We start from the raw sequence: 21,690 nt of genomic DNA, 5'->3' as shown, positions 1-21,690 counted from the left end.
TGGGGCGGTGGCGGCTTAGCTACCGGTGGCGCCTTCGCGGGACACGAGCTAGGCGCCCCCCCTAAACCCATCCCTGGGGGCTCGGCTGCGGCCGTCCTGGCCGCAGACGGTCCCGCAAAGGTGCACCCGGTATCAAAGCCTTCGCATCATAGAACCGTTTGCCTGGCACTCACCGGGTGACCCCGGTGGCGAGAAAGATGTATTCAATGCGAATCGAAGGCGCTGCTGCCGGTAAAGGTTTGCCAGACCTTCTGCGAGAGGGACCTCGCAGAAGAGCCCCCATGGATGGGTTCACGGCGTGTCTGGCAAACCTTTACCGGCAGTAGTGCCGCCACGGAACCAAAAACTTACGTACCACCGGACCCTAGCGCCCGGGGTAAAACTGGAATAAGAATGATTGGAAGACTGACAGGCACTCTCGCCGCAATCCAGCCCCCGCAACTGTTGGTCGATGTGCAGGGTGTCGGCTACGAAGTCCTGGCCCCCATGACCACGATCTTTGAACTGCCACAACTGGGGGGCAGCGTGCAGCTGCATACCCATCTGGCAGTCTCGGAAACCTCCCAGCAACTGTTCGGCTTTATCAAAGAATCCGATCGCCAGCTGTTCAGAACCCTGATCAAGGTCAACGGCGTCGGCCCCAAAATGGCCCTCGCCATCCTGTCTGGACTCGACGGCAACGCACTGGCCCGCTGCGTGGCCGACGACAACGTCGGTGCCTTGGTTAAAGTGCCCGGCGTCGGCAAGAAAACCGCCGAGCGCCTGATTATCGAACTGCGCGGTAAGCTGGCGCCGCAGACCGGCGACCTGGGCGATATCCCCCTGATGTCCGCCGGCGCCGAACCCACCGTCGACCACAGCGGCGAGGCCGAGAGCGCCCTGGCCGCACTGGGGTATAAGCCCACCGACGCCACCAAAATGGTCGCCCGCGCCGCCAAAGAACAGCCCGACGCCGACAGCGCCACCCTGATCCGTCTCGCCCTGAAAAGCATGGCGCCCGCGTAACTGTCCGTGAAAACTACTGAGATGCGCCCGTGATTGAAGCCGATCGCCTGATAGCACCCGAACCCCAGGGCCCCACCGGCCAGGAAGAGCAGTACGACCGCGCCGTGCGCCCCAAAACCCTGTCCGACTACGTCGGCCAGCCGGTGGTGCGCGAGCAGATGGAAATCTTTATCCAGGCCGCCAGACTGCGCGAGGAAGCGCTCGACCACACTCTGGTCTTCGGCCCGCCCGGCCTGGGCAAAACCACCCTTGCCAATATCATTGCCTCGGAAATGGGCGTGGCCATCAAGACCACCTCCGGGCCGGTGTTGGAGAAGGCTGGTGATCTCGCCGCCATCATGACCAACCTAGAACCCGGGGATGTACTGTTTATCGACGAGATCCATCGCCTCAGCCCCCATGTGGAAGAGGTACTCTACCCGGCGATGGAAGACTATCAGCTGGACATCATGATCGGTGAAGGTCCGGCAGCCCGCTCTATCAAGTTGGATCTGCCGCCCTTTACCCTGGTCGGCGCCACCACCCGTGCCGGCCTGCTAACTTCTCCCCTGCGTGACCGATTCGGTATCGTGCAGCGGCTGGAGTTTTACAATGTGCAGGACCTCACCAGTATCGTCGCCCGTTCCGCGGGGCTGATGGGGATACCGATGGATGAGGGCGGTGCGCTGGAAGTGGCGCGTCGGGCCCGGGGAACACCGCGGATCGCCAATCGCCTGTTGCGGCGGGTGCGGGACTTCGCCGAGGTGAAGAGTGATGGCCATGTGTGCGCAGAAACCGCCGATCGTGCGCTCAATATGCTGAACGTGGATGCCAGCGGTTTCGATCACCTGGACCGGCGTGTGCTGCTGACCATGATCGAGAAGTTCGACGGGGGACCGGTGGGGGTAGACAGCCTCGCGGCCGCAGTCAGCGAAGAGCGGGATACCATTGAGGATGTGCTGGAGCCCTACCTGATCCAGCAGGGCTATCTGGCCCGCACACCGCGCGGGCGCGTGGTGACGGCACTGGCGTATGAGCATTTTGGCATTCCCAGGCCCGATCGCACCTGACGGATTGGTCGCCATCCTGTAGCATAATCTTCTCCGCCGGCTAACATAGGCGGGCGGATGGATGTCACTGGTAACAAGAATAACCGGGTTCGCGGTTGGCAACTGAAGGACAACGCGTGTCAGAGCCTTTCACAATACCCATCCGGGTATATATCGAAGATACCGACGCGGGCGGTATCGTCTATTACGTCAACTATCTAAAGTATATGGAGCGGGCGCGCACAGAACTGGTTCGCTCGCTGGGCTATGATAAGCCCGCCATGCCCAGCCAGGGGTTGCTACTGGTGGTGCATTCAGCGGAGGTTCAGTATCGGCGGTCTGCAATACTGGATGATCAACTGCAGGCCAGTGCCGAGGTTGGCAAACTCGGGCGCGCCGCGGTGACCTTCGAGCAAAAAATATGGCGCGGTGATGAAATTATTTGCGAAGGGACGGTCAAAGTGGCTTGCGTAGGCGATGCCACCCGCAAACCCTGCGCACTTCCGGACAATATCCATCAAGCATTAAAGGCAGTGAGTCGACAACATGAATGCCGGTGAACAACTTTCTCTTTGGGGGCTGATTTCCAGTGCCAGTCTGCTGGTACAGCTGGTTATGCTGATGCTCCTGCTGGCCTCGGTGATTTCCTGGGTGATGATCATCCAGCGCGGTACCTACCTTTCCCGGGCGAGAAGGTCGCTCATCAACTTTGAGCGTAAATTCTGGTCCGGTGCCGATCTCAATCAACTGTTCCGCGACGGCAATGCGCGCGCGGAGAAGGGGCGGATGGACGGGGTGGAATCCCTGTTCCGCGCCGGCTTCACCGAATTCACCCGTCTGCGTCAGCAGGGTAAAAGCAGCCCGGAAGCAGTGATGGAAGGCACGGAGCGCGCCATGCGCGTGGCCATGTCCCGGGAGCAGGAAAAGGTGGAAATGAACCTGCCATTCCTGGCTACGGTGGGCTCTGTCAGTCCTTATATCGGGCTGTTCGGTACCGTGTGGGGGATCATGAACTCTTTCCGCGGCCTCGCCACCATGCACCAGGCCACCATTGCCACCGTAGCACCGGGTATCTCCGAGGCGCTGGTGGCAACCGCCATGGGTCTGTTCGCAGCGATCCCTGCGGTGATGGCCTATAACCGATATTCCGCCAAGGCCGAGTGGCTGTTGTCCAGCTACGAGACCTTTGCCGAGGAGTTTTCCTCCATTCTGCACCGCAAAGTGCACTCCAGCTGATGCCTGTCGGCAGCAAAGATAGAGCTTAGCAATGAGCAATTTTCGCAAAGCCCCCAAGCGCAAGCTGGTCTCCGAGATCAATGTGGTGCCCTATATCGACGTGATGCTGGTACTGCTGATCGTCTTTATGGTGACGGCACCCCTGTTGATGCAGGGCGTCAAAGTGGATCTGCCGGACGCACCCTCGGCGCCCATCGATGATACCGATGACGAGCCTCTGATCATCTCCGTGCGTGCCGATGGCACTTATTACCTGAATCTGGGTGATGATGAAAAGGCCGCCAAGCCGTTGAGTGAGATCAAGGAAACCGTGGCCAAGGTGTTGCGCCAGAAGCCCAAGACACCGGTACTGGTGTGGGGCGATTCCGAGGCGAAATACGGCCTTATTGTCGGCGCCATGACCCACCTGCAGCAGGCCGGGGCCCCGAGTGTGGGCCTGGTTACCGAGCCGCCGTCGGAATGATCGGGAGCAGCAGTCAATCATGAAAGGCTCCTACGGTCCGGCGGTGATTATCAGTATTGCGCTGCATGCATTTTTGGTTGCGGTGCTCGCGTTCGGCTGGGAGGCCGAGCACAAGCGCGAGCTGAAGCCGATGCCGAAGTTTGTGCAGGCGAAGCTGGTTACCCTGGAGTCCAAGGCGAACGAGAAAAAAGCGCCACCGAAAGTAGACAAGATTCAGCAGCGTCGCGAAGCGGAAGAGCGTCGCCGCAAGGCGGAGCAGGAAAGGAAGCGCAAGGCGGCCGCTGAGCGCAAGAAGAAAGAGGCGGAGCAAAAACGCAAAGCCGAAGAGGCCCGGAAAAAGCGCGCAGCGGAAGAAAAAGCCCGCAAGGAAAAGGAGCGCAAAGAGCGCGAACGTCAGGAGCAACTGGAGCAAGAGCGTCAGAGTGCATTCGAGGACGCGCTCGAAGATGAAGAGGCACTGCAGGAAGCCAGTGAGGATTCTGAAGTCGTCATGTCCATCGCCCAGGCGATCCAGCAGCGTATTAAAGCGGTCTGGAACCTGCCTCCCAGCGCGCGCAACGGCATGGTGGTCGAAGTGCAGATCAACTTTGTGCCCACCGGACGTGTCGTCGCCGCCAACATTACCAAGAGCAGCGGCAATGCTGCGCTGGATAGATCTGTGGTTACCGCGGTCAAGAAGGTAGAGGTTTTCCCGGAAGTGGCCGATATGGCTCGCGAAGAGCCGTCACTGTTCGAGCGCCAGGTGCGTACGACAAAATTGATTTTTAAAGCCGAAGGCCTGCGTCAATGATGAAAAAAACCGTCTCTCTTTTGTTAGTCACCCTGGTCAGTTGTGTGCTGGCTGTCACTGCCCGGGCGCAGCTGGTGGTGGAGATTGAGGGGAATGCACAGAATCCCACTCCCATCGCGGTCGTCCCGTTTGATTGGTCCGGCAGTGGTGTGTTGGCCGAGGATGTGGCGTCCATCATCTCTGCTGACCTGCGTCGTAGCGGCCTGTTCGCGCCGGTACCCCGTGACGACATGTTGTCATTTCCGAAGACACCGGAAGAGGTGAGCTTTCGGGACTGGCGCATTCTCGGGACCGAGTACGTAGTCACCGGCCGTATGCAGCCTCAGGCCGGGGGGTATCTGCTGAGCTTCGACCTGGTGAATATCTTTGGCCAGCACAAGATGTTCACCAAGCAGGTCACCGGCGGTGCCCAGCAATTGCGGGATGTGGCTCACCGTGCCGCAGACGAGATTTACGAGGCGATCACCGGTATCCGCGGTGCCTTCGGAACCCAGATGGTGTATGTACAGGAGACCCAGCGCGGTGGTCAGCCCAGTTACGCGCTGATGCTGTCAGATATCGATGGTGCCCGCGCCCGCCAGATTCGCCGTTTCAGTGCGCCGGTCATGTCTCCCAGCTGGTCCCCCAGTGGGCAAGAAGTAGCCTACGTCTCATTCGAGACCGGGCGCCCGGCGATCTTCCGTGAAAATATCCACACCGGGGCGCGTCAGCAGCTGACCAACTTCAAGGGGTTGAACAGCTCGCCGACCTGGTCCCCGGACGGCTCCAAACTCGCGATGGTGTTGTCGAAAGATGGCAACCCTGAGATATACGTCCTTGACTTGAACAGTGGTCGTTTTACCCGAATGACCCGCCACTTCTCCATCGATACCGAGCCGAATTGGATGCCTGACGGCAATTCGCTGGTTTTCACTTCCGATAGGGGAGGTAAGCCACAAATTTATCAATTGACTCTTGCCACCGGTCAAGTAGACCGCTTAACCTTCGATGGCGACTACAACGCGCGTCCGCGGGTGTCTCCCGATGGCAAAACGCTGGTTATGGTACACCGTAGCAGGGGGGTGTTTACGATCGCTACGATGGATATTGTATCCGGCAGAATGCGTGTCCTGACCGAGACACGTCTGGACGAATCCCCGAGTATTGCGCCCAATGGCGCCATGCTGATGTACGCCACCAAGCGGGGGAGCAAGGGTATTCTGGCTGCGGTATCGTTGGATGCCGGGGTGAAATACAGCCTGCCCTCGCAGCAGGGAAATGTCCGCGAACCGGCGTGGTCGCCTTACTTTGATTGATGCAGTACCTGCCTTGTACCTTATGTGTACGGGGTAGGTGTGAGGTCAAACAATTAAGAACAAGTGAGCCCAATAAATTGTGAAGCTGGGTTTTTAAGTCTTACAGGATTTCTCGATAACACTAAAGCGGAGTTGTTTATGTTTAAATCAGTAAAAACTGGTCTGGGTCTGGCGTGTGTACTGGCAGTGATGGCCGGTTGTTCCAGCACCGATACCGACGATAGCGCGAACGAGCAGGTAGTTGATCAGACCCCTCCTCCGGTGGTTGAAGACACTACTCCTACCGAAACTGCAGTTCCGCTGGACAATGTCGTTTATTTCGACTTCGACCAGACCCTGCTGAAGCCTTCTACCCGTGAGCTGCTGATCAAGCACGCCGACCGCATGCGCGCTGCCACCACCGGTACCGTACGCCTGGAAGGTCACGCTGACGAGCTGGGTACTCGCGAATACAACCTGGCCCTGGGTGAGCGTCGCGCCAATGCCGTGCGTGATTTCCTGGTACTGCAAGGCGTTGACGCCTCCAGCCTGGAAGTAATCAGCTACGGTGAAGAGCGTCCGGCACAGGAAGGTTCCAGCGAGAGCGCCCGTGCTATGAACCGTCGCGTGGTAATCAACTAATCTAGAAACATGCAATTGTCATTTCTGATTAGAAGTATCGCGATCGCCGCAGCCAGTCTGGCTGCGGCGTCGTCCGTATTCGCGCAGGCCCCGATTGTCGATCTGTCCAGTGACTCGTCTGTCAATCAGGGGAGTGCAACCCCGCCACCGCCCAGTTATCCACAACTGGCAAGCCGCACGTCGGCCACCCAAGGGCGTGATTCCAGCGCCGATGCCTACTACCAGATGCAGGTATTGCAGCAGGAAGTTCAGCAGTTGCGTGGCGCCGTGGAAGAGCTCCGGCACGAGGTCAAGCGACTGCGCCAGCAGCGCACAGAAGACTATATGGACCTCGATCGCCGTATCAGCCGTCTGTCCGGTACGCCGGCGCAAGGTGAGCCCGGCGATGGTGAAGAAGAGCAGGGCGCTTCCGCAAACGGTTCGGGGGCAGCAGTTTCCCCGACTACCGGTGGAAATTCCGGCAATTCTGAAGATGAGCGCGAGCGCTATCAGTCGAGCTTCGGCCTCGCCCGCAAGGGAGATTACGCTGGCGCCAGCGAAGCCTTCAAAAGCCTGCTGGAGGATTATCCCAACGGCCAGTATGCTCCCAACGCCAACTACTGGCTGGGCGAGATCGCACTGGTGCAGGGCAATATAGAAGAGGCGCGCCAGTGGTTTGTGGCGCTGCTCGATGGTTATCCCAATTCCAGCAAGGTCTGGGATGGCCGCTACAAACTGGGCACTGTCTATCACCAGCTGGGGGATGATGCCAAGGCCAAAGAGCTGTTGCAGCAGGTGGCTGGCAGTGATGCCCGTGCTTCCGGCCTCGCCGAGAAGTACTTGCAGCAGAACTTCCAGCAGTAGCCAGTAGCTGCATTTTTCGCAACAACATTCCCCGTATCAGTACTGCCTATTCCGTAGCACGTTACCGTCGGGGGTGCTGGTTTTGTGATCAAAAAAACTCTATGATCCCGCGCCCGGATGGCATTGTCATCCGGGCGTTTTTATGTGGACCGTCTTCCGAGCGCAGGGCGGCCACGCTGTAACATGGGCGTATGAGGACTATGGCCGCGACCGAAATTGACCTGACTGCAGAGTCCCTCCGTATCAGCGAACTGTTCTACTCCCTGCAGGGGGAAGCGCGGGACGCCGGTCTGCCCACCGTCTTTGTGCGTCTGACGGGCTGCCCGCTCCGGTGTACCTATTGTGACTCCGAGTACGCGTTTTACGGTGGTGAACGCATGACGTTGGCAGAGATTCTGCAAAAGGTGCAGAGCCATCCTGCGCGCCACGTATGTGTGACCGGTGGCGAGCCGTTGGCGCAGCCCAATTGTCTGCCGCTGCTTACCGCACTGTGCGATGCGGGCTTTGAAGTTTCCCTGGAGACCAGTGGCGCCATGCCGGTGGATAAAGTCGATCCGCGGGTTTCCCGGGTGGTGGACCTGAAAACGCCGGCATCAGGAGAGCAATCCCGCAACAGAATGGACAATATTCCGCTGCTTACTCGGCGAGATCAGGTCAAGTTCGTGATCTGTGACCGCGCTGACTACGAGTGGGCGAGATTCACCCTGGATCAGTATCAACTGCCGGAAAAGGTGGGCGAGGTGTTGTTTTCCCCCAGCTATGAACAGCTGCCGGCACGGCAGTTGGCCGAGTGGATTCTGGAGGATGGGCTGCCGGTGCGGATGCAGATGCAGTTGCACAAGCTGCTGTGGGGCGATATTCCCGGGGTGTAAATCCAAGCCCGGTGCAAGATTCGGAGAGAGTATTATGAAGAGCAAGAAAGCGGTGGTGCTGCTGTCTGGCGGCCTCGATTCCGCCACCGTATTGGCAATGGCCAAAGCCGAAGGCTACGAGTGTTACGCTTTGGGTTTTGACTATGGTCAGCGGCACAGCGCCGAGCTGATGGCGGCGCAGCGGGTCGCGGCAGACCAGGAGGCCCGTGAACACAAGGTGGTAAAGCTCGACCTTAGAGTCATTGGTGGCTCAGCGCTGACGGATGACAGCATCGACGTGCCGGAGGAGGAGACGGGTGGCATCCCGGTAACCTACGTGCCGGCGCGCAATACGGTATTCCTGTCCATTGCCCTCGGGTGGGCGGAAGTACTCGGCGCTCAGGATATTTTTGTGGGTGTGAACGCTGTTGACTATTCTGGATACCCGGACTGCCGACCGGAGTATATCGAGGCGTTCGAACAGATGGCCAACCTGGCCACCCGCGCCGGGGTGGAGGGCAATAAGTTGAATATCCGCGCGCCCCTGATGGAGATGAGCAAGGCCGATATCGTGAAGCGTGGCACCGAGTTGGGGGTCGATTACAGTCTCACTGTGAGCTGTTATCAGGCGCAGCCCGGCGGCGCGGCCTGCGGTCGCTGTGACAGCTGCCGGTTGCGTGCGGCGGGCTTTGCCGAGGCGGGTTTGGCCGATCCCACGGTGTATGCGTAGTGGGTGTGTAACCCCTTCAAATTGTTAGACATTTTTTTGTCATCGGGACTTGTGTTTTCAGATTAGATCCGTAAGATACGCAGCTCCTCACAGCGAGGGGGATTAAGGGTCGTTAGCTCAGTTGGTAGAGCAGTTGGCTTTTAACCAATTGGTCGCTGGTTCGAATCCAGCACGACCCACCATTTATCCCCTTCCATAGCGTGTCCATGTTCTACCAAGTGGATCGCTATGCAGTCTGAACAGAGGTCTTCAATCAGAAGATTTCTGGCTTTCGATGGGTCGTTAGCTCAGTTGGTAGAGCAGTTGGCTTTTAACCAATTGGTCGCTGGTTCGAATCCAGCACGACCCACCATTTCCTCTTTTATCCCATTATCCATCGCGCTTTATACAATTCCGTTGTCGTCTCTGGTTCTATCGCTGTTTTCAGGTTTCTTTCCTGAACAGACGGTTGCTCAAAAGGCTGATACAGGCGCAGCGCTTTCGACGTTACACTGTCCAAACCAGCGAAATTTTTTCAGCGCGTTATAATGCCGCTCTTTTCCGGCAGTAGCAGATACGTATGACCGATAGTAGTGAGAAAATTGCTTCTTCCAGCCCGATTGATGCGCGGGACTTTGTTCAGGAATACCTGGCGCATCCCGGTGCGCAGCAATACAGTGAAGAAGAGTTGAACCTGTGGCGGGAGCGCATCAAGCGACTGCTGAAAGAACAGAACGCGGTGCTGGTCGCCCACTACTACACCGACCCGTTGATTCAGCAGCTCGCCGAGGAAACCGGTGGCTGTGTTTCTGATTCCCTGGAAATGGCCCGTTTTGGCGCCGAACATCAGGCCGATACCCTGATTGTCGCCGGGGTTAAGTTTATGGGGGAGACCGCCAAGATTCTTACGCCCAACAAGCGGGTGTTGATGCCGACTCTGGAGGCGACCTGCTCCCTGGATCTGGGGTGTCCTATTGATGAGTTCTCCGCATTCTGCGATCAGCACTCCGATCGTACGGTGGTGGTCTATGCGAATACTTCGGCTGCGGTGAAAGCCCGTGCCGATTGGGTGGTGACGTCCAGTATCGCGCTGGATGTGGTCGATCACCTGGACTCCCTGGGAGAAAAGATCCTGTGGGCGCCAGACAAGCACCTGGGCAGCTATGTGCAGAAGCAGACGGGTGCCGATGTGCTGCTGTGGGACGGCGCCTGTATCGTGCACGAGGAGTTCAAGGCCAAGGGTGTTGCAGATCTGAAGGCACTTTATCCGGAAGCTCTGGTGCTGGTGCACCCGGAATCTCCGGCCGCGGTAGTGGAGTTGGCGGATGTGGTGGGCTCCACCTCCCAGATCATCAATGCGGCCAAGACCCGTCCTAACAAGCAGTTTATCGTCGCGACGGACCAGGGCATTTTCTACAAGATGCAGCAGCAGTGTCCGGATAAAGAGCTGATTGTGGCGCCTACGGCGGGCTCGGGGGCCACCTGTCGCAGCTGTGCCAATTGTCCGTGGATGGCGATGAACTCGTTGGAGAATCTGTGTGGTGTGCTGGAGCGGGGCGACAACGAGATTTTTGTCGACCCGGAGCTGGGCAAGCGCGCAATGATGCCGTTGCAGCGGATGCTGGATTTCCGCAAGCCATTAGATTGATTGTCTTTAGCTGGCTCTGTAAAAGTGCTCTGAAGCTGGAGTGGTGGCGGCAAAGCACTGGGGGCGGGTTTTCAGGAGCGTTGTAAACCCATCCCTGGGCGCTTCGGCGCAAACATCCTGTTTGCGACGATCCTGAAAATCCGCCCCCAGCACTCTGCCTTAAATTCTAACGGTGTTACTTCGAAAGTGGATGGTTGTTGGGTGCCGCCAAGGGACCCGTCCAATACCTGCCGCGAACTATAGCTCTTTCGCCTTCTGCTGCATCTTGATCACATCCTTCATGCGCTGCTCGAGAATCGCGTGGGTCTGGTAGTCATTTTTCGCCAGGCGGACGCCGTGGCGGAGATGCTGCAGGGCTTTGTCGAACACGCCGTTGAGGATGTAGTACTCCGCCCGCGCCTCATGCACGCCGATAATATCCCCTGCAAGACCGTGTGTTTCTGCCAGCAGGTACCATACCGCGGGATCTTTGCGGCGCACACGGCTGTGCTTCTTGAGAATACGCTCCGCGGCCAGATAGTTGCCGGCTTTGAAGTGCGCATTCGCAAGGCCCATGATCAGCGCGTGATTTTTGGGGCTTTTGTCCACCGCCTGCTGTAGCCGCCTGGTTGCATTGGTGTAATCGTGGCGCGTGAGATCGATATCTGCCCGCGCGAGGACGAAGGCGTCTTTATCCGGCTCCTTGTCCAGCAGGGGCTGCAGGGTTTCCAGGGCGGTATCCGGCTTGCCTGCGGCATTCTGGGCCAGTGCGAGGCCGTAGCGGGCGGCATCTTCGTTATCGTTGATGCCGCGCAGTTCCGCCTGGAAGCGTTTTACGGCCTGCTGCGGCGTGGCTTCCGCATTGACCCGGATCCGCGCGCGCATCAGGTGGTATTCGCGGCTATCCCGCAGGGGGATTTTCTCCATGCGGTTGGCGCGCAGTTTGGCGTCTGCAATCCGTTTCTCTGTGACTGGGTGAGTGAGCAGGAACTCCGGCGGACGGCGGTAGTAGCGGGTGGCCTTGAGCATCTGTTCGAACATTTCCCCGGCTGCCTGCGGATCCATGCCCGCCTTGGCCAGGGTCTCGATACCGACCCGGTCCGCTTCCTGTTCATTCTGGCGTGAGAAGCGCAATTGGCTGTCCAGAGCCGCCGCCTGTGTTGCGGTCATGGCGGCGAGGCCGGCATCGCCACCGGCGGTTGCTGCCAGCACCAGGGCGCCCAGCATGCCTGCCAGAGTGGGAATGGTGCTGTTGCGCTGGGCCTCGAGGGAGCGGGCGTAATGGCGCTGGCTCAAGTGCGCCAGTTCGTGCGCGAGCACGGACGCGAACTGATCTTCGTTTTCCGCAAACAGGAACAGGCCGGTGTGAACACCCACTACGCCGCCGGGGACCGCGAAGGCGTTCATGGTCTCATTTTTGACCACCACCACGTCGAGGGACTTGTCCTCGAGTGGGCTGTGTTGTGCCAGGGATTTGAGGGAGTTTTCCACATACTGCTGTAGCAGTGCGTCGTGGGAGGTGGCTACCTGGCTGCGGAACATGCGCAGCCACATCTGGCCGAGCTCTTTTTCCCGCCCGCGGGATACCAGGCCACTACTGGAGTCGCCCAGCTCCGGCAGGCGGATATGGTGGTCGTCCTGGGCGGTTGCGCCCAGCGGCGCACCGCCCAGCAGCAGTCCGAGGGCGAGCCCACGGGCAAGCGCAACGGATCCATTGACCAGCCGCTGCCATCGATCGGTGGCGGAGGAGATGAATTTGGAGTAATTATCGGTCATATTTCAACTGCGCCTGCCGGTAATACCTACCGCTAACACTATACGTAACCCTGTGAGACTGTCGAGGTTTTGATCAGCGTTACTTGAAAAGGTTCTGCCCTTTGACCGCTTACGGCCGTTATAATCCACGGCTTTACCGATTTTTACGCTTTTGACCTCTTAATTCTGTACTCTCCGTTCACCCTTGGGTTCACAGCTCGGTACAACAGCTCGGTACAACGGTGGCGCAATGACTGGATCAGACAAACAGGCCATGACGGCAGCGCGGGATTGGGACTCAGCATACAGGGTAGATGCCCGCGGGCTGCCTTGCCCGCAGCCATTGCTGGCCATGCGCAGAGCGCTGCGCCAGCGGAGTCCCGGGGAGCTGTTACATGTGATTGCGACAGATCCCGGTTCAGAGGCGGATTTCGCAAGTTTTTCCCGTTTGAGCGGGGTGCCGCTGTTGCGCAGTGAACGCCGCGGCGATGAGTATCACTACTGGCTTCAGGCCTGATATCGAATACGGCGGTGAAAAACCGGCAGGAGAAACAGTAAAAGTATGTTCGCGATTGTACGTAGTTGGATTAATCGCTATTTCGGCCAGGAAGAGGTGGTCATCCTCAGCTTGCTGCTGGTGGCGGCTCTGGTAGTGCTGGCAACCCTGGGGGAAGTACTGGCGCCGGTGTTGGCGGCATTGGTGATCGCGTTCCTGTTGCAGGGGATGGTACAGCGGCTGACATCCTGGAAGGTGCCGCACTGGCTGGCGGTTACCATCGCCTGCCTGGTACTGGTGGGAACCATCGTCGCACTATTGTTCGTGGTGTTGCCGATCATCTGGCGTCAGGCGGTGCGTCTGTTCTCCGAGTTACCGAACATGATCGACCGAGGTCAGGAACTGTTGCTGCTGTTGCCGGATCGCTACCCGCGACTGGTGAGCGCGGCCCAGATCGATGAGATATTCAATACCCTTGGCAGTGAACTGGGGTCGCTGGGACAGACCGTGGTCACCTTCTCCATTGCCAACCTGCCAATCCTGGCGGCTTTTCTGATCTATGCGGTGGTGGTGCCGATCCTGGTATTTTTCTTTCTCAAGGACTCCCGCAGACTGCTGGGTTGGTGCGCTTCTTTTCTGCCCCACCAGCGTCCCATGTTGCGCCAGATCTGGTATGAGATGAACGACCAGGTGGCGAATTATGTGCGCGGCAAGGTGATTGAAATCGCCATTGTGGCGGTGGTGAGTTATGCCGCCTTCCTGCTGCTGGATGTGAACTATGCCCTGTTACTGGCGGTTGCGGTGGGGCTTTCGGTGCTGATCCCGTATATCGGTGCCGCCGTCGTCACTATTCCGGTGGCGGCGATCGGCCTGTTCCAGTGGGGCTGGAGCAGCGAGTTTTTCTGGCTGATCTTCGCCTACGGCATGATCCAGCTGCTGGATGGCAACGTGCTGGTGCCGATTCTGTTTTCTGAGGCGGTAAACCTGCATCCGGTGGCAATTATTCTTGCGGTACTGGTATTTGGCGGTATCTGGGGTTTCTGGGGCGTGTTTTTCGCTATTCCGCTGGCAACCCTGTTCAAGGCCATTCTGAACGCCTGGCCCACCAGTGAACACCAGGCCGAGTGGCAGGCACGGGAAGTGCTGGAACCCCCGGAACCGGGGCCGGATGCCTGATCGGGCTTACCCGGCCTGCTTGGTTCATGCTGTTCCGCTCATGAGTAATGGTCGGGGATTTGCTAGAATTTGCCGCCGTAATCCCCCCGCGGGGCAGGGAGCCTCTGACGCGGGCCCGGGAATTTCTGAATCGGGGACTTCTGAGCAGGTCCTCGGTGGTGTTCTCCCTTCCGTACCCCTGAAATCACACCTGTATTTAGATAGGAAAGATCCATGAGCCTTGCTGACAAAGTACTGGCGGTCAACAACGATTTGCCCATCCGCACCGACAAGCCTGTCCACAGTGGCAAAGTGCGCTCCGTATACTGGCTGAGCGAAGCGGACAGTCGCCGCCTGATCGAAGAGAAGGGCTATCCGGTAACGCCCGATGCGCCGCTGGCGGTGATGGTGATTTCCGACCGGATATCCGCGTTCGATTGTATCTGGAAAGGTGAGGGCGGTATGCGCGGGGTGCCGGGTAAGGGCGCTGCGCTGAATGCGATTTCCAATCACTGGTTCCGGTTGTTCAAGGAGCAGGGGCTGGCGGACAGCCATATTCTGGATATTCCGCACCCGGCGGTGTGGATTGTGCAGAAGGCGCGCCCGGTAATGATCGAGGCCATTGCCCGCCAGTATATTACTGGCTCCATGTGGCGCGCTTACAGCAAGGGCGAGCGGGAATTTTGTGGTATCGAATTGCCCGACGGTCTGCGGAAAGACCAGAAGCTCCCGGAGTTGCTGATCACTCCCTCTACCAAAGGTATTCTCAGGGGGATCCCCGGGGTACCGGAGGCGGATGATGTCAACATTACCCGCCAGAATATCCAGGATAACTTTGCTGCCTTCAACTTCCGCTCCGCGGATGATATCGCTCTGTATGAGAAGCTGTTGAAAGAGGGATTCGATGTGATCTCTGCGGCGCTGGAGAAAGTGGATCAGGTATTTGTGGATACCAAGTTCGAATTTGGTTACGTCACCGATGCCGCGGGCAATGAAAAACTGATTTATATGGACGAGGTGGGGACGCCGGATTCCTCGCGAATCTGGGATGGCGAGCAGTACCGCAATGGCCAGGTTGTGGAAAATTCGAAAGAGGGCTTCCGCCAGGCGCTGCTGAACCACTTCCCGGACCCCGATATTCTGCTGAACAAGGATCGTATGGATGAGCGCGAGGCGCTGGCGCGGGACAATGAACTGCCGGAGTCCATGCTGAAGAATGTCTCCGCGACTTACGTGGGGATTGCGGAAAAAGTCATTGGTGAAAAACTCGAGATCTCCGATAACCCGAAAGCAGAAATCATCCAGGTGCTTCGGGATGAGTATGGTCTGATTGACTGAGTTTGTTCCTGAAGAAAAGAGCCGGCCACTGTGCCGGCTTTTTTGATACCTGCCACAATTCGCCATAATTGACCCTCCTCCTGCCCGGATCCTTCCCGTCCTCTGCCCGATTGCCCCGGTTTAATGTCTCCATCAACCCAGATTGTGGAGGCCCCAGTGAACCGTCCTTTTTTTCATCCCCCGCGTATTGATCGCGAACTGCTGATTTTACCGACCGACGAATACTATCGCCGTCGCAACCGCAGGCGCCATGGCGGAAGCTGGTTGCTGTTTCTGGTAACCATCATTGCGGTACTGGTGGCCGCGGTGGGTGCGCGTGCACAGGAGATGGTGGGGGAAGAGACGGTCTCCATCAATGATACCGGCAGTGGCGATCTGCTGTTCAAAAGCCAGCAACCGGGGCGCTACAAGCCGGCGTTACACCTGGGTACAGAAGTACAGGTGAACGTACGTGGTCTCGCTGCAGAAGTGACACTGGAGCAGAAATTTACCAACCGCAGCGATCAGTGGCAGGAGGCGGTCTACGTGCTGCCACTGCCGGAAAACGCCGCCGTCAACGGACTGGAAATCCGTATTGGCGAGCGGCGCATTGTGGGAAAAGTGCGCGAACGGCAGCAGGCGCAGAAGATCTACAAAGAGGCTCGCGCTGCTGGAAAGCGGGCGGCGCTGCTGGAGCAGCAGCGCCCCAACCTGTTTACCAGTCGCATCGCCAATATCGCACCGGGTGAGAAAATTTCCGTGGAGGTTCGCTATTTACAGACGCTGCGTTTTGATCAGGGTAAATTCAGCCTGCGCCTGCCTACCACACTGACACCCCGTTATATTCCCGGCACTCCCATCGCGGAAGAGCAAACCGTCGGGCTCAATTCCCATGGCTGGGCACTGCCGACGGATCAGGTTGCAGACGCCGATAAAATCACGCCCACCATGATGCCCATGCAGGAACTGTCCGCCACTGGCAGTCATCAGGTATCCATTTCTGTAGATCTGGGGATGGGGCTGCCACTGGCAGATATTTACAGCCCCTACCATGAGATTGATTTCAATCGACAGGCCGAACATCGCTATCGGGTAGTACTGAAAAACGGCCATTCAAATATGGATCGGGATTTTGCCCTCTACTGGCGACCGCAAACCTCCGCCATGCCTTCCGCCGCCCTGTTTGCGGAGCGGGGTGGGGAAAGTGCGGCGGGGGATCATTTTCTGCAGCTGCTAATGTTGCCCCCGGACAGCGGTGCTGCGGTAAGCAGGAAGTTGCCAAGGGAAGTGATATTCGTTGTGGATACGTCCGGTTCCATGAGTGGTAGTTCAATACGTCAGGCTAAAGAGAGTCTGTTGCTGGCATTGAATCGACTGGGCACCAGGGACCGGTTTAATGTGATCGAGTTCAACAGCCAGTATCAGAATTTCTATCCTAGGCCGGTCCAGGCCTCGGCCGAAACTGTTCAACGTGCCCGTGATTGGGTGGAATCCTTAGAGGCGCGCGGCGGTACGGAAATGGCTCCGGCCCTCAAGGAGGCACTGTCGCAGCAGCTGAGTGATGAACCCGGTGAGCTGGTTCGACAGGTGGTATTTATTACCGATGGGGCCGTCGGTAACGAGAGCGCGCTGTTCGAGATTATCCGCCAGCGGTTGGGGCAGGTGCGGCTGTTTCCCGTGGGCATCGGTTCTGCGCCCAACAGTCACTTTATGGCGCGCGCTGCGGAATACGGGCGCGGTGCCTTTGTGCAGATTGGTGACCTGAAGGAAGTGCAGCAGCAGATGCAGAGGCTGTTCGCCAAACTGGAAAATCCACTGGTCACCGATCTGCAAATCCGCTGGCCGGCGGGGCTGGTGGTGGAAGCCTACCCGAAAAAACTGCCAGACCTTTATCGTGGAGAGCCGGTACGATTGATTGCCCGGGTGGAAGGCGATCTGCCAGGGAGGGCGGAAGCTGGAAATATTGAGATCAGCGGCCGTCTGGCTGGCAAGCGCTTTCGACGCAACCTGTCCCTCGCTGGTCTCGCGGTCGACTCAGAGCAGATGAGTATTGGCAGCCTGTGGGCGCGATCCAAAATTGCCGCATTGCGTGCCGAGCAGCGGGCTCTCCCTGGAAGCGGGAATTCCCTCAAAGAGCAGATCCTGGCACTGGCGCTGAATTATCAGCTGGCCAGTCCCTATACCAGTTTTGTGGCCGTGGAAGAAACGCCGGTGCGCCCTGCGGAGGCGGATCTACAGTCGTCGCCGGTGCCTAACGCCGTCGCCCGTGGGCAGGTGTTGCAATCTGGTGCCTACCCATCCACAGGACTCGGTATCTACGCGCACATGCTGATGGCAGTGCTGTCGTTGACGGTGGGGTTGGTATTGCGCGGGCAGCGTCGTCTGCGCAATCGCTTACGCGGATTCAGTTGTAGAAAATGCGCTGCATATCTGGCGCGGACAGCGCGCCGATGGCTGCGCCGTCGTGTACCGGATGTACGCCAGCGGCGCTCGCGTCTGGAAGCGAAGCTGAAGTTGGCGAACGGGGGCATGCGGTGAAAGTCTGGCGGACGCTTTCGTACCTCCTTATTGGTGTGGGACTCTGGCAGCTGGCAGCGAGCTCCTGGATGCTGGTCAAGGCGGAGTTGTCGCAAATACTGATTGCCCGCGCCTGGTCTCAACAACTCACTACCGGAGAGCAGCGAAAACCCTGGCCCTGGGCGGATACATGGCCGGTGGCCAGCCTCCAGCTGGGGCAGGAGGCACCGCTAATGGTATTGGCGGGCACCAGTGGCCAGGCGCTGGCATTTGGCCCGGGGTTACACGAGGCCTCCGCGCTGCCGGGGGATCCTCGCCAGGCGCAGCAACCCCGCACCACGGTCATCGCCGCGCATCGCGATACGCACTTTCGCGGGCTGGGCCGATTGCAGCCCGGAATGGAAGTACATTTACAGGAGGCAAACGGACGTTGGCAAAGATTCCGGGTTCGGCACACCGGCGTTGTGGATAGCCGGCATTCCGAGTTGCCGGTTTTTTCCGAGCGTGGACTGCTGCTGGTGACCTGTTACCCGTTTAATGCATTGGATGCCGGCGGTCCGCTGCGTTTTCTTGTTTACGCGGAGTACCTCGGTGAAGCAGATCTGGTTCAGCTGTAAGAGAAGGGGTTCTGTTGTCGGTCGTGGTGTGCCGTTCGAACTGCCTCTTTATCCCTTATTGTCTGTAGGTTTCTGAGGGGGCGAAGCGACCTGTAGAAGGTCGGTGCAGACTGCCTTTGTGGGCGGTTTGACCTTGCACGCTCGTGCCCACAATAGTACGCACCTCTGCAAAAGTGTGACCAGGGGCGTACTTTTGGACTCAATTTTGTCACCCTATACCCGTCTTTCTCCATCATTTATTCCGCTAAAATGCCTGTTTGGCAAATATTTGTTTTACAATTTGGTTTTAATTGTTACTAATCGTCCTGTCTGGAAAAACCTTTGTAGTAATACTACAATCGCCCCCGCTTGAGCACTTGCATCCCGTTTTGTCGGCGTCCGACAGGTCGCATTTCTGATAAAGCGGGCTTGGATTCAACGCCGAATTCAAAGTCGAGCCGGTTTACAGGAACCTCCGAAAGGGATTCCGGCCGGCGGTATTCAGGTCGCACAGTCCCTCTGAATTCACCGTCAGTGTCGAAATACTGAACAGTGAGCGCTGCTTTTCCGCCACTCGAGGCGGCAAATTGGCGCATTCAGTGACGAGCGCAGGGGGCTTCCCCGGTCTTTGGGGTACTGTTGCGGCGCAAAAATTCTGACGATAAAAACACCGACTCGACGTCGCATATTCGCCGAGGAGCATTTGATGCACGAAGAAACCGATAACCAGGAAACGCAGGAATGGCTGGACGCGCTGCAGGCGGTCATCCGCTTCAGCGGCAAAGAGCGCGCTGCGTTCCTGCTGAAACAGCTGTCTGACCGCGCCACGAACATTGGCGTTCAGCTGCCGGCGGCCATCACCACCCCTTATCGCAATACCATTCCGCCGGAAGCGGAAAAGCGGATGCCAGGCGACCTGTTCATGGAGCGCCGCATCCGTTCACTGATTCGCTGGAACGCACTGGCGATGGTTGTTCGCGCCAACTCCAACAGCGATAGCCTCGGTGGCCATATCGCGAGCTTCTCGTCTGCGGCGACGCTGTACGATGTGGGCTTCAACTACTTCTTCCGCGGCAACGAGGGCGAAGAGCGCGGCGACCTGATCTTCTTCCAGGGCCACAGCGCGCCGGGTATCTATGCCCGCTCCTATCTGGAAGGCCGCTTCGATGAAGAGCAGCTGGACAACTTCCGTCGCGAAGTAAACGGCAAGGGCCTGTCCTCTTATCCGCACCCGTGGCTGATGCCGGAATACTGGCAGTTCCCCACCGTATCCATGGGCCTGGGGCCGATCCAGGCGATCTACCAGGCGCATATCATGCGCTACCTGTCCGCCCGCGGTCTGTCTCCGCGCGGCGATCGCAAGGTGTGGGCATTCCTGGGTGATGGCGAGTGTGACGAGCCGGAAACCCTCGGCGCCATCTCCATGGCCGGTCGCGAGAACCTGGAAAACCTGGTGTTCGTGGTCAACTGTAACCTGCAGCGTCTGGACGGCCCGGTCCGTGGTAACGGCAAGATTGTGCAGGAACTGGAAGGCGTCTTCCGCGGTGCCGGCTGGAACGTAATTAAAGTGCTGTGGGGCCGCCTGTGGGATCCGCTGCTGGAGAAAGACGACAAAGGCCTGCTGCAGAAAGTCATGGACGAGACCGTCGATGGCGAGATGCAGAACTTCAAAGCCAATGGGGGTGCCTATACCCGCGAGCACTTCTTCGGCAAATACCCAGAGCTCGAGGAGATGGTGAAAGACCTCTCCGATGACGAAATCATGAAGCTCAACCGCGGCGGCCACGACCCGTACAAGGTTTACGCGGCATACGCAGAAGCCATGGCGAGCAAAGGCAAGCCCACCGTGATTCTGGCGCAGACCGTAAAAGGTTACGGTCTGGGTGCCGCGGGTGAAGCGGCCATGGATACCCACAACGTCAAGAAAATGGACACCGAATCGCTCAAGCGCTTCCGCGACCGCTTCGCGATCCCGATTACCGACAAGGAAATCGAGGAAGTCCCGTACTACCGTCCGGCGCCCGACAGCCCGGAAATGAAGTATATGGCGGAACGCCGCAAGTCCCTGGGTGGCCCGGTACCGTCCCGCAGTACCGAAGTGGCGAAACTGGAAATCCCGGAACTGGACGCATTCAGCGCGCTCACCAAGGGCTCCGGCGACCGCGAAATTTCCAACACCATGGCGTTCGTACGCGCACTGTCGGTGTTGGTAAAAGACAAGAAGATGGGCAAGAACGTCGCGCCCATCGTGCCGGACGAGGCCCGTACCTTCGGTATGGAAGGTCTGTTCCGTCAGCTGGGTATCTACTCCTCTCAGGGGCAGAAATACACCCCGGTCGACCACGGCCAGATCATGTATTACAAAGAAGACAAGAAAGGCCAGGTACTGGAAGAGGGCATCAACGAAGCCGGCGCCATGTCCGCATGGATCGCACTGGCGACGGCCTACAGCAACCACGGCGTGCCGATGGTGCCTTTCTACATCTATTACTCCATGTTCGGCTTCCAGCGCATCGGCGATCTGGCCTGGGCGGCGGGCGACATGCAGGCGCGCGGCTTCCTGATCGGCGCCACTGCCGGCCGCACCACCCTGAATGGCGAAGGCCTGCAGCACCAGGACGGACACAGCCTGGTATTGTCCGGCACTATTCCGAACTGTAAGAGCTACGACCCGGCTTTCGGTTTCGACCTGGCGGTAATCATCCGTCACGGCCTCAAGGAGATGTACGAAGAGCAGAAAAACCTGTTCTACTACGTCACCATCGAGAACGAAAACTTCGTACAGCCGGAAATGCCGCAAGGTGTCGAGGAAGGCATCATCCGCGGTATCTACAAGCTGGATGCCAATTCCCGCAAGAAAGGCAAAGGCAAGGCAGCGAAGAAACACGTACAGCTGATCGGTGCCGGCTCCATTCTACGCGAAGTACAGGCGGCGGCAGACCTTCTCGCTGACGAATTTGGCGTAACTTCCGACGTGTGGAACCTGACCTCCGCTACCGAAGCGGCCCGCGAGGGCCAGGACGTGGCGCGCTGGAACATGCTTCACCCCACGGAAGAGCCGCGCAAAGCGTGGGTTACCGAGCAGTTTGAAGGGAACGAGGCGCCGGTAGTGATCTCTACTGATTACATCCGCGCCTACGTGGAGCCTCTGCGTGAGTTTATCGATGGCGACATGATCGCGCTCGGCACCGACGGCTTCGGCCGCAGTGACAGCCGCGAGCAGCTGCGCCGCTTCTTCGAAGTGAACCGCAACTACGTGGCCATCGCAGCGCTGAGCGGCCTGGCGAAGCAGGGTGTGATCGAAGCCAGTGAAGTGGCGGATGCGATCAAGAAGCTCAACATCGACCCGGAAAAAGTGAATCCGCGTCTGGTCTAAACCCGCTGTT

The 21,690-nt window shown here is 58.4% G+C and carries 19 protein-coding genes and 2 tRNA genes; 20 read left to right on the top strand and 1 reads right to left on the bottom strand.

Features of this window, described 5'->3' with window-relative positions; translation table 11 throughout:
- Positions 1-393: 393 nt before the first annotated feature.
- From ruvA to nadA, 14 genes are all read left to right on the top strand, one after another.
- Entirely contained in the window at positions 394-1,005 is a 612-nt protein-coding gene (gene ruvA / locus LPW13_RS11040) for a Holliday junction branch migration protein RuvA (protein ID WP_230435397.1), read from the top strand.
- Between the two features lie 29 nt (positions 1,006-1,034).
- Positions 1,035-2,054, top strand: coding sequence for a Holliday junction branch migration DNA helicase RuvB (gene ruvB / locus LPW13_RS11035; RefSeq protein ID WP_230435395.1), 1,020 nt, complete (start codon positions 1,035-1,037; stop codon positions 2,052-2,054).
- A gap of 116 nt (positions 2,055-2,170) precedes the next feature.
- Positions 2,171-2,593: a tol-pal system-associated acyl-CoA thioesterase gene (gene ybgC / locus LPW13_RS11030; protein ID WP_230435393.1), complete on the top strand. Its 423-nt coding sequence runs from the start codon at positions 2,171-2,173 to the stop codon at positions 2,591-2,593.
- Complete coding sequence (gene tolQ, locus LPW13_RS11025; protein ID WP_230435391.1) at positions 2,580-3,269, top strand: protein TolQ; 690 nt, start codon at positions 2,580-2,582, stop codon at positions 3,267-3,269. The genes ybgC and tolQ overlap by 14 nt, the downstream gene beginning before the upstream one ends.
- A gap of 31 nt (positions 3,270-3,300) precedes the next feature.
- On the top strand, positions 3,301-3,732 hold the full coding sequence (gene tolR, locus LPW13_RS11020) for a protein TolR (protein WP_230435389.1): 432 nt from the start codon (positions 3,301-3,303) through the stop codon (positions 3,730-3,732).
- Between the two features lie 19 nt (positions 3,733-3,751).
- Positions 3,752-4,522, top strand: a complete 771-nt coding sequence (gene tolA / locus LPW13_RS11015; RefSeq protein WP_230435388.1) for a cell envelope integrity protein TolA — start codon at positions 3,752-3,754, stop codon at positions 4,520-4,522.
- A complete protein-coding gene (gene tolB / locus LPW13_RS11010) occupies positions 4,522-5,817 on the top strand; it encodes a Tol-Pal system beta propeller repeat protein TolB (RefSeq protein WP_377563090.1) in 1,296 nt (431 codons plus the stop codon). Before tolA ends, tolB begins: the two co-directional genes overlap by 1 nt.
- Positions 5,818-5,955: 138 nt before the next feature.
- Complete coding sequence (locus LPW13_RS11005; protein WP_230435384.1) at positions 5,956-6,438, top strand: OmpA family protein; 483 nt, start codon at positions 5,956-5,958, stop codon at positions 6,436-6,438.
- Between the two features lie 15 nt (positions 6,439-6,453).
- Positions 6,454-7,281 (top strand): tol-pal system protein YbgF, encoded by an 828-nt coding sequence (gene ybgF, locus LPW13_RS11000; protein ID WP_230435382.1) that lies wholly within the window; start codon positions 6,454-6,456, stop codon positions 7,279-7,281.
- A 191-nt stretch (positions 7,282-7,472) separates the two neighbouring features.
- Positions 7,473-8,153, top strand: a complete 681-nt coding sequence (gene queE, locus LPW13_RS10995) for a 7-carboxy-7-deazaguanine synthase QueE (RefSeq protein ID WP_377563025.1) — start codon at positions 7,473-7,475, stop codon at positions 8,151-8,153.
- Positions 8,154-8,187: 34 nt separating this feature from the next.
- Positions 8,188-8,862, top strand: a complete 675-nt coding sequence (queC, locus tag LPW13_RS10990; protein ID WP_230435378.1) for a 7-cyano-7-deazaguanine synthase QueC — start codon at positions 8,188-8,190, stop codon at positions 8,860-8,862.
- A gap of 106 nt (positions 8,863-8,968) precedes the next feature.
- Positions 8,969-9,044: transfer RNA gene (locus LPW13_RS10985), tRNA-Lys, on the top strand.
- Between the two features lie 94 nt (positions 9,045-9,138).
- Positions 9,139-9,214, top strand: a tRNA-Lys gene (locus LPW13_RS10980).
- Positions 9,215-9,421: 207 nt separating this feature from the next.
- Positions 9,422-10,489: a quinolinate synthase NadA gene (nadA, locus tag LPW13_RS10975; RefSeq protein ID WP_230435377.1), complete on the top strand. Its 1,068-nt coding sequence runs from the start codon at positions 9,422-9,424 to the stop codon at positions 10,487-10,489.
- Between the two features lie 237 nt (positions 10,490-10,726).
- On the opposite strand, the gene LPW13_RS10970 is transcribed toward nadA, so the two are convergent.
- Positions 10,727-12,244, bottom strand: coding sequence for a M48 family metalloprotease (locus tag LPW13_RS10970; protein WP_230435375.1), 1,518 nt, complete (start codon positions 12,242-12,244; stop codon positions 10,727-10,729).
- A 229-nt stretch (positions 12,245-12,473) separates the two neighbouring features.
- On the opposite strand from LPW13_RS10970, the gene LPW13_RS10965 reads away from it, so the two are divergent.
- The 6 genes from LPW13_RS10965 (at position 12,474) to aceE (ending at position 21,680) form a co-directional block, all read left to right on the top strand.
- Positions 12,474-12,740, top strand: a complete 267-nt coding sequence (locus LPW13_RS10965) for a sulfurtransferase TusA family protein (protein WP_230435373.1) — start codon at positions 12,474-12,476, stop codon at positions 12,738-12,740.
- 45 nt (positions 12,741-12,785) lie between these two features.
- Positions 12,786-13,895: an AI-2E family transporter gene (locus LPW13_RS10960; RefSeq protein WP_230435371.1), complete on the top strand. Its 1,110-nt coding sequence runs from the start codon at positions 12,786-12,788 to the stop codon at positions 13,893-13,895.
- Between the two features lie 213 nt (positions 13,896-14,108).
- Positions 14,109-15,212, top strand: coding sequence for a phosphoribosylaminoimidazolesuccinocarboxamide synthase (locus tag LPW13_RS10955; protein WP_230435369.1), 1,104 nt, complete (start codon positions 14,109-14,111; stop codon positions 15,210-15,212).
- A gap of 156 nt (positions 15,213-15,368) precedes the next feature.
- Positions 15,369-17,729 carry a marine proteobacterial sortase target protein gene (locus LPW13_RS10950; protein WP_230435367.1) on the top strand — a complete coding sequence of 787 codons (2,361 nt, stop codon included), beginning with the start codon at positions 15,369-15,371 and terminating at the stop codon, positions 17,727-17,729.
- Complete coding sequence (locus tag LPW13_RS10945) at positions 17,726-18,325, top strand: class GN sortase (protein ID WP_230435365.1); 600 nt, start codon at positions 17,726-17,728, stop codon at positions 18,323-18,325. The genes LPW13_RS10950 and LPW13_RS10945 overlap by 4 nt, the downstream gene beginning before the upstream one ends.
- A gap of 685 nt (positions 18,326-19,010) precedes the next feature.
- Positions 19,011-21,680 (top strand): pyruvate dehydrogenase (acetyl-transferring), homodimeric type, encoded by a 2,670-nt coding sequence (aceE, locus tag LPW13_RS10940; RefSeq protein WP_230435363.1) that lies wholly within the window; start codon positions 19,011-19,013, stop codon positions 21,678-21,680.
- Positions 21,681-21,690: the final 10 nt, after the last annotated feature.

The sequence above is a fragment of the Microbulbifer celer genome (assembly GCF_020991125.1).
Taxonomy (GTDB): Bacteria; Pseudomonadota; Gammaproteobacteria; order Pseudomonadales; family Cellvibrionaceae; genus Microbulbifer; species Microbulbifer celer.
Note: the sequence above shows the minus strand (reverse complement) of the source record. Positions and strands in the feature narration are given on the sequence as shown.